At 70.6% G+C, this 7,600-nt stretch carries 6 protein-coding genes and 1 pseudogene; 4 read left to right on the forward strand and 3 right to left on the reverse strand.

The window, feature by feature from the left end; all coding sequences use genetic code 11:
* Positions 1–107 precede the first annotated feature (107 nt).
* Positions 108–1,124, reverse strand: a complete 1,017-nt coding sequence (locus tag AC31A1_RS29775; RefSeq protein WP_489656288.1) for an aspartate-semialdehyde dehydrogenase — start codon at positions 1,122–1,124, stop codon at positions 108–110.
* Between the two features lie 314 nt (positions 1,125–1,438).
* Between AC31A1_RS29775 and AC31A1_RS29780 the strand changes: the two genes are divergently transcribed.
* Together AC31A1_RS29780 and AC31A1_RS29785 are read left to right on the forward strand one after the other, a co-directional pair.
* A complete protein-coding gene (locus AC31A1_RS29780; protein WP_489656289.1) occupies positions 1,439–1,960 on the forward strand; it encodes a sigma-70 family RNA polymerase sigma factor in 522 nt (173 codons plus the stop codon).
* A 1-nt stretch (position 1,961) separates the two neighbouring features.
* Entirely contained in the window at positions 1,962–2,705 is a 744-nt protein-coding gene (locus AC31A1_RS29785; protein ID WP_489656290.1) for a hypothetical protein, read from the forward strand.
* Between the two features lie 62 nt (positions 2,706–2,767).
* Here the strand turns inward: AC31A1_RS29785 and AC31A1_RS29790 are convergent, their stop codons facing one another.
* Both AC31A1_RS29790 and AC31A1_RS29795 read right to left on the reverse strand, forming a co-directional pair.
* Complete coding sequence (locus AC31A1_RS29790) at positions 2,768–6,085, reverse strand: S8 family serine peptidase (RefSeq protein WP_489656291.1); 3,318 nt, start codon at positions 6,083–6,085, stop codon at positions 2,768–2,770.
* Between the two features lie 113 nt (positions 6,086–6,198).
* Complete coding sequence (locus tag AC31A1_RS29795) at positions 6,199–6,762, reverse strand: CGNR zinc finger domain-containing protein (RefSeq protein WP_489656292.1); 564 nt, start codon at positions 6,760–6,762, stop codon at positions 6,199–6,201.
* 111 nt (positions 6,763–6,873) lie between these two features.
* Here AC31A1_RS29795 and AC31A1_RS29800 point away from each other — a divergent pair, with 111 nt between their 5' ends.
* Both AC31A1_RS29800 and AC31A1_RS29805 read left to right on the forward strand, forming a co-directional pair.
* Entirely contained in the window at positions 6,874–7,323 is a 450-nt protein-coding gene (locus AC31A1_RS29800) for a VOC family protein (protein ID WP_489656293.1), read from the forward strand.
* 20 nt (positions 7,324–7,343) lie between these two features.
* Positions 7,344–7,600 (forward strand): annotated as a pseudogene (locus AC31A1_RS29805) (pyridoxamine 5'-phosphate oxidase family protein); the annotation flags it as partial.

Raw genomic sequence — 7,600 nt, forward strand, 5'->3', positions numbered from 1 at the left:
TGAGGCCTGGTTTTTTTCGCCCCCGCCGCCCCTACCCGTCCCATCCTTCTGGGGCGGAGCCCCAGAAGGATGGGACGGGTAGGGGCGGCGGGGGCGAAGAAAGCCCGTCAGCCCTTGAGCTCCGCCGCCACCAGCTCCGCGATCTGCACCGCGTTCAGCGCGGCGCCCTTGCGGAGGTTGTCGTTGGAGATGAACAGCGCGAGCCCGTGCTCGACCGTCTCGTCGGCGCGGATGCGGCCGACGTAGGACGGGTCCTGGCCGGCCGCCTGGAGGGGGGTCGGGATGTCGGTCAGGGCGACACCCGGGGCGCCGCCCAGCAGCTCCGTGGCGCGCTCGACCGTGAGGGGGCGGGCGAAACGGGCGTTGACCTGGAGGGAGTGGCCGGAGAAGACCGGGACCCGGACGCAGGTGCCGGAGACCTTCAGCCCGGGGATCTCCAGGATCTTGCGGGACTCGCTGCGGAGCTTCTGCTCCTCGTCGGTCTCGTGCAGGCCGTCGTCGACGATCGAGCCGGCGAGGGGGATCACGTTGAAGGCGATGGGGCGCTTGTAGACCTGCGGCTCGGGGAAGTCGACCGCGCTGCCGTCGTGGGTCAGCTTGTCCGCGTCGGCCACGACCTTCAGCGCCTGCCCGTGCAGCTCGGCCACACCGGAAAGACCGGAACCTGACACCGCCTGGTACGTGGCGACGACCAGCGCCTCAAGCCCCGCCTCAGCGTGCAGTGGCTTCAGTACCGGCATCGCGGCCATCGTCGTGCAGTTCGGGTTGGCGATGATGCCCTTGGGACGGTCGACGATCGCGTGCGGGTTCACCTCCGAGACGACCAGCGGGACCTGCGGGTCCTTGCGCCAGGCGGAGGAGTTGTCGATGACGACCGCGCCCTGCGAGGCGACCTTCTCGGCCAGCGCCTTCGAGGTCGCGCCGCCCGCCGAGAACAGCACGATGTCGAGCCCGGAGTAGTCCGCGGTCGCCGCGTCCTCCACCGTCACGCCGTCCAGGACCGTCCCCGCCGAACGGGCCGAGGCGAACAGACGCAGCTCGGTGACGGGAAAGTCCCGCTCCACGAGGATCCTGCGCATGACCGTGCCGACCTGACCGGTGGCTCCGACGATTCCGACCTTCACGGCGACTCCCTTTGCGTGCGTTCTACGTGGTCCAGCGCTTCCATGATGCGTCTCACCCGTGCCCGCGTGTCCAATCCTTTCGCCGCCCGGCCCGAGGAGTGGGACGCGACACCCGACCGCCCCCGGCCCGATCCTGCGGCGACGGCTCCGCGCGCTGCGAGAAATCCGCCCCGCACCGGCCCCGGACCGCAAGCCGTCCCGCCCGCCGGTGTGATCCACGCCTCCGCCCGCCGCCGCGGAAAATTCCTCCTCGCCCGGCCGAACGTTTCCGCCCGCTCCCGCGTCGTAGAGGAAACGCGGTGAGGGGGTGGCTTGTGCTGCGAAGAAAGGCCCGCCGGGTCCAGGAGGACGACGATCCTCTGGACGCGGCCCAGGAACGCCGGGTACGGGCGGTGCTCGCGCTCGGCGGGATGCCGCAGGCGGATCTGCCGGACGGCGTCCAGCAGGTACGGCTGCGGCTGCTGGAGCGGGCGGCGAAGGGCGACGAGGCGCCGCGCGACGTCTCGGCGTGGGCGGCGGTCGTCGCCTCGAACCTCGCCATGGACTGGCACCGCGCCAAACGCCGCCAGGAGCGGGTGGGGGAGCGGCTGGCCTCCCTGCGCCAGCTGGAGCACCCCTCCGGCGAGGACACGAGCGTCCTGTCCATGGCGGTGGCACAGGGTCTGGACGAACTGCCCGACCAGCACCGCCAGGTCCTCGTCCTGCGCTTCTACGCCGACCTGCCCGTGCGCGGGATCGCCGAGGAGCTCGGCATCCCGGAAGGCACGGTCAAGAGCCGGCTGCACTCCGCGGTCCGCGCCCTGCGCGACCGCCTGCACGAGGACGAGGTGGTGTGACGTGACCGCCGAGTACGACGGCGTGGACGCGCTGATGGCCGCGATCACGGACGAGCCGTTGCCGCAAGGGGCGGACGCGGACGCCGAGTTCATGGCAGAGCACCGGGTCGCCACGGCCGAAGTCGCTTTGCTGCGCGAGCAGTTGGGGATCATCGGGGAGGCGCTGTCGGCACCCCTGGCACCCTCGGCGCCCGAACCGGTGATCAGGGCCCGCCCGGCCCGGCGCCGCCGTCCCGCCCTGCGCGTCCTCGCCTACGGCACGCTCGCCACGGCGGTCGTGGCCACGATGATCACCGGGCTCGCCTGGCTGGGGGCGCACAACGTCGGTGGCGCGGGTGCGGGTGCCGACTCCTCGTCCGCCCAGAGCAAGTCCGACGCCCCCGCCAAGATCTCCGGGGACGGGCCGCCGCCGGATGAACCGGAGCTGGTGCTGGCCTGCGACCGGCTCGTGGTCGAGGGCACGGTGGCCGAGGTGGAGACGCACGTGGACGACCCCTGGAGCCGGATCGTGCTGACCGTGATCCGCTCCTACAAGCCCGCCAAGGGACCCTCCCAGGTGTCCTTCCTCCTCGACGGCGGGGCGGACCCGAAGCCGCGCAAGGGCCAGCATGTGCTGGTCGGGGTCGGACAGGGCCAGACGAACGCCGGCCTCTGGGCCGTCGGCGACGATCGTGTCGCCGCGAACCGCGCCTGGATCCTCAAGGCCCTGCCCGGCTCTCTGCACACGGCCTGCTCGCCCGGCTGAGCACGAGAAGGGCGGGCGCCCGCACGGACGCCCGCCCCCTCACCGCCGTATCCCTGTCAGGGCTACGAGGTGACCTTCTCGATCTTCACGCTGCCCAGCCCCGCGACCGTGCCGCGGGCGTTGACCAGCTGGACCTGGCCGAAGAACTCGCGTCCCTCGGGGGCCGGGGCCAGAGCGGTGACGCTGCCGGAGACCGTCGCCGAGGCGCCCGTGGCGAGCTTCACCGGCGTCGAACCGTCGACGGTGACCGTGCCGAGCGCCGGGGAGAAGAACACATCCCGGTAGTCGTACGCGGTCGAGCCGGACGGCACCGAATAGCCCACGACCTCGACCGTGTAGGTGCCGGCGGCCGGGTTGGCGACCGAGACCGCCTCCTCCGAGTCGCCGTCGGCGGACTGGCCGACGACGGTCCCGGCGGCGTTGTACACCGTCAGGTCCAGGTCCGCCGCCGTGTCCGACACGTTGCCGATCGCGACGTCCAGGGACGTGGCGCCGGCCGGGACGTCGACCGTGGTGGTCTGGGTGACGCCCTCGGTGATGGTGGGCCGCGCGGTCAGCGAGGAGCCGAGCGGGCCGCCCTTCAACGTGCCGTCCAGCGCCGCGTAGTTGTTCGTCACCTTCCAGGAGGCGGTGGCCGGGACGCCGACCTTGGCCTCGGGCACGGTCACGGTCTCCGGGTCGAAGGCCGCGCCGAGGACGGTGGCGTCCAGCTTGTACGGGTTGTCGAGCAGCGGCGACGTACGGCGCGCCTCGACCTCGATCTCCCAGACACCGGCCTGCGGGTCGGCGTACGACCGCACGTCGGGCTTGCAGCCGTTGCCGTCCAGGTAGTTGTTGTAGCAGTACGGGGTGCCCGTGTCCTCGACCGGAACGCCGTACGGGTGGATGGAGATGAACCGCGTCTGGCTCTTGTCCTTCAGCCCGCTCATCGCGACCTCAAGGGCCTTGGCGCCCGCGGGGACGGTCACGAAGTACGACTGGGTGCTGTTGCGCTGCACCGAATTCGCTTTGGAGTAGGTGTAGTTGACGGGCGAGGCGACCACGACCGTCGTGAGGATCTGCTTGTCGAGGCCCTCGGTCTTCGGGTCGTCGACCTCCAGGATCGCGCTCTTGATGCCCGAACTCCTGGGCGCAGCCTGCACCTTGACCGTCACCGGCTGGTTCAGCGGGAGCTTGACCTCGTCCGAGCCGACGATCCGGAAGGTGTCACCGGCGTTGTTCTCGAAGTGCAGCTCGTGCCGAACCGCCTTGTCCGCACCGGTGGTTCGCGTGATGGTGATGTCGTACGTCTTCTTCGCGCCGGCCTTGAGGCCGCCCTCGCGGTCGTATAGACCGGTTCCGAAGCCGGGCGTCTTCAGCGCGTAGTCGATCGCGGTGTCGACGGGAGCCTTCACGTCGTAGTTATCGGGCACAGCCTCGTGGGCGCCGGCGCCGTCCTTGATGGACTTCCACGCGTCCACGATGTCGATGAGGCCCGCGCCCTCCTCGTACGCCTGAACACCCTTGATGTGATCGGCCGTTGAGGTCAGCGCCGTGCGCAGGGTCGCCGGGGTGAGCGCGATGTGCTTCTGCTTCGCGGCGCTCAGCAGCAGCGCCGAGGCGCCCGCCGCCTGCGGGGAGGCCATCGAGGTGCCCTGGAGCATCGAGTAGCCGGCCGGCAGCGTGTAACCCGACTCGGGGACCGGGGAACCCGGCAGCCAGGTCTGGGTCGAGTTGATCGCGGCGCCGGGCGCGACGAGCGTCGGCGTGAAGCCGCCGTCCTCACGCGGGCCGCGCGAGGAGAACGGCAGCAGCTGGTACGAAGTCGCCACCTGCGAGCCGTAGTTGGCGGCCCAGGTCTGCTTCGAGATCGAGGCGCCGACCGAGATCACCTTGTCGGCCAGGCCGGGGTCGCCGATCGTGTTGGCGCCCGGACCGGAGTTGCCGGCCGAGATCACGAGCTGCACGCCGTAGGTGTCGATGAGGCGCGTGTACAGCGCGGCGCGCGCGTTGTTGCCGTCGTTCAGCGCGGGCAGGCCGCCGATCGACATGTTGACGATGTCGACACCGCGGTTGGCGACGAGGTCGATCATGCCCTCGGTGAGCGCCACGTTGGTGCAGCCGCCGGTCCAGGTGCAGGCGCGCGAGGAGACGAGCTTCGCGCCCGGCGCCTCGCCGTTCATCTTGCCGCCGAACAGGCCGTTGGCCGCGGTGATACCGGCGACGTGCGTGCCGTGCTCGGACTCGATGACACCGATGTTGACGAAGTCGGCGGTCTTGCCGACCCAGGACCCGCCGTACGGGTCCATGGGTACGTCCTTGCTGATCTGCACGACGAACGGCTGCCGCTCGACGACGTCCGTCGCCGGGTTGTCGGTGCCGAAGTAGCCGACCTGGTAGCCGTCCTTGTACGGCTTCATCGGGGTGTCGTCGCCGAAGTTCTGGTTGTTGTTCAGGTCGACCGTCACCGTGCCGGCCGCCGGGTCGTACAGGACACCCCACGCGTCGGTGGTGTCACCGTCACGGTTCGCGTCGCCCTTCGCGTCACCGCCGGTGGTGTACGACTCCTTGAACGTGCTGATCTCGTACGACCCCGCGGGCGCCGTCCAACTCGTGCCGCCGTACGTGAAGTTGGGGCCGGACACGGCCGTCACCATCGGGCGCCAGGTCTGGTCGCCGTCGACGATCGGGTCGGTCGAGGTGACCCAGTCGACGATCTTGCGCTCGCCGGTGGTGGTCTTCTGCAGCGCCGGGTGGCCGAGGTCGACGCCGGAGTCGAGGATGCCGATGGTGATGCCGCGGCCGTCCGCCTTCGGGTTCTTCTTCACGAAGTCGACGGCGCCCGTCTCGAAGGACGGGTTGTACGGGTTCGCGGCGGGGGTGTTCTTGTTCGGCGCCGAGTAAGTGGTCGTCGCCGTGGCCTTGTTGGCGCTCTTGGCGCCGCTCGCGGTGTCCGCGCTCGGCGTCGGGTCGTCGAGGGCGATCTCCTGCCGCAGGTCGATGGCCTGCACCGAGGACAGCTTCGAGGCGGCGGCGATCGCGGAGTCGGCCCTGCCGGTCGGGACGGTGGCGCGGACGTAGCCGAGCTTGTCGTAGGTGCGGCCCACGGAGCCGCCCTTGACCGCGTCCAGCTGCTGGGCGACCTGTTCGGTCGCGCCCGGCGCGGTGGCGATCATCATCGTGACGTTCTTGTCGCCGTCGGCCTTGGCCGTGGCGAGCAGATCGGCGTCGTCCGAACCGAGCTTGGCGGCGGCGGACTTGACGGTCGTGTCCGCGGGTGTGGTGGCGGAGGGCGAGTCGGCGGAGAAGGCCATGGGTATCGGCCCGGCCGCGGAGAGCGCGGCGACGAGACCGGCGGCCACGGATATTCGGGCCACGCGTCTCTGGTGGGAGAGGGTCATCGGCATCCCTTGTAGGTGAAGAATCCAGTGCCGGACGAGGGCACAGCTTTACCCAAGGGACGGTTGTTTGGGAAGTGTTGACCGAAACGCTATGAACGTATGGGGAAAACCCCCTATTCGTGCCCGGGGTTCGAACGGGCGTAGTGACGGGACGCCTTCGCGCGGTTGCCGCAGGCCGCCATCGAGCACCAGCGGCGGGTGCCGTTCCGCGACGTGTCGAAGAAGCGCAGGACGCACGCCTCGTGGGCGCAGCGGCGGATGCGGTCCGGGGCGGTGGAGAGCAGCTCCAGATAACTGCGGGCGGCGAGCCAGCCGGGCCCCCACCTGGGGTCCTCGAACTCGGGCACCTCGCCGGGCCCGTCGGCGGTGAGCGTGGCCCGGATGCGTCCCATGCCGAGCACGACGTCGAGGTCGCCCGTGCGGCCGTCGTCCAGGGCCAGCTTCAGCGCGGTGCGCGTGCTGTTGACGTACGTCAGGGTGACCGTGTCGGCCGCGAACCGGTCGTCGAGCCCGTTCGACCCGAGCCACACGGCGAGCCCGCCCGGGACCGCGAACAGATCCTGTACGGCCCCGTCCCGCATCCACCGCGTGTTGAGCAGGTCGAGCGCGAGCGGCTCGCCGATGAGCGGCCGGGGGTCCTCGGTGAGGGGCGTCGGCTTCGACGTGGGCTTCGGCATATCGGGTGCCTCTCTTCTGATCTAACCGGTCAAGAGTACGTGACCGGTTGACTGTCTCCGATTCTAACCACTAAAGTCGTCGACAACGGTTATATCGGCGAAGGGCTTCCCATGACCCCGCACCTCGGCCACATCGGCCTGAACGTCACCGACCTCGACCGCTCGCTCGCCTTCTACCGCGACGTCCTAGGCTTCGCGGTCCTCGCCGAGGGCAAGGAGGGCGACCGCCGGTACGCGTTCCTGGGCGACGGCGCCGGCGACCACCCGGTACTCACCCTCTGGCAGCAGGCGCAGGGGCCGTACGACAGCGACCGCGCCGGCCTGCACCACCTGGCGTTCGCGGCCGACTCGATCGAGGGGGTCCGGCGGTACGAGGAGGCGCTCAAGGCCTACGGCGCCGCGTTCGCGTACGAGGGCGTGGTCGCCCACCGCGAAGGCGCGGCCTCCGGCGGCATCTTCTTCCACGACCCGGACGGCACCCGCCTGGAGATCTCGGTGCCGACCGGCGCGGAGGACGCCCCGGCCCCCAACTCCGACGCCCCGACCTGCGGTTTCTTCTAGCCGTGGAAGCCGCCGAGGCCATGCAGACCTATCACGCGGGCTCCCGCGCCGTGCAGGACCGGGCGGGGGTGCGTGAACTCGCCGACCACGTCGGCCGGATCATCGGCCAGGGCATCAAACCCGTGGCCGCCGCCTTCCTCGAACTCCAGCCCCTCCTGATCCTGGGCGCGGCCGACCCCGCGACGGGCCGGGTATGGGCCTCACCCCTCACCGGCACCCCCGGCTTCGTCCGCGCGACGGGCCCGCACCAGATCTCGATCACCGGCGGCCCCCGCCC

This window comes from Streptomyces sp. P5F9 (assembly GCF_057961495.1).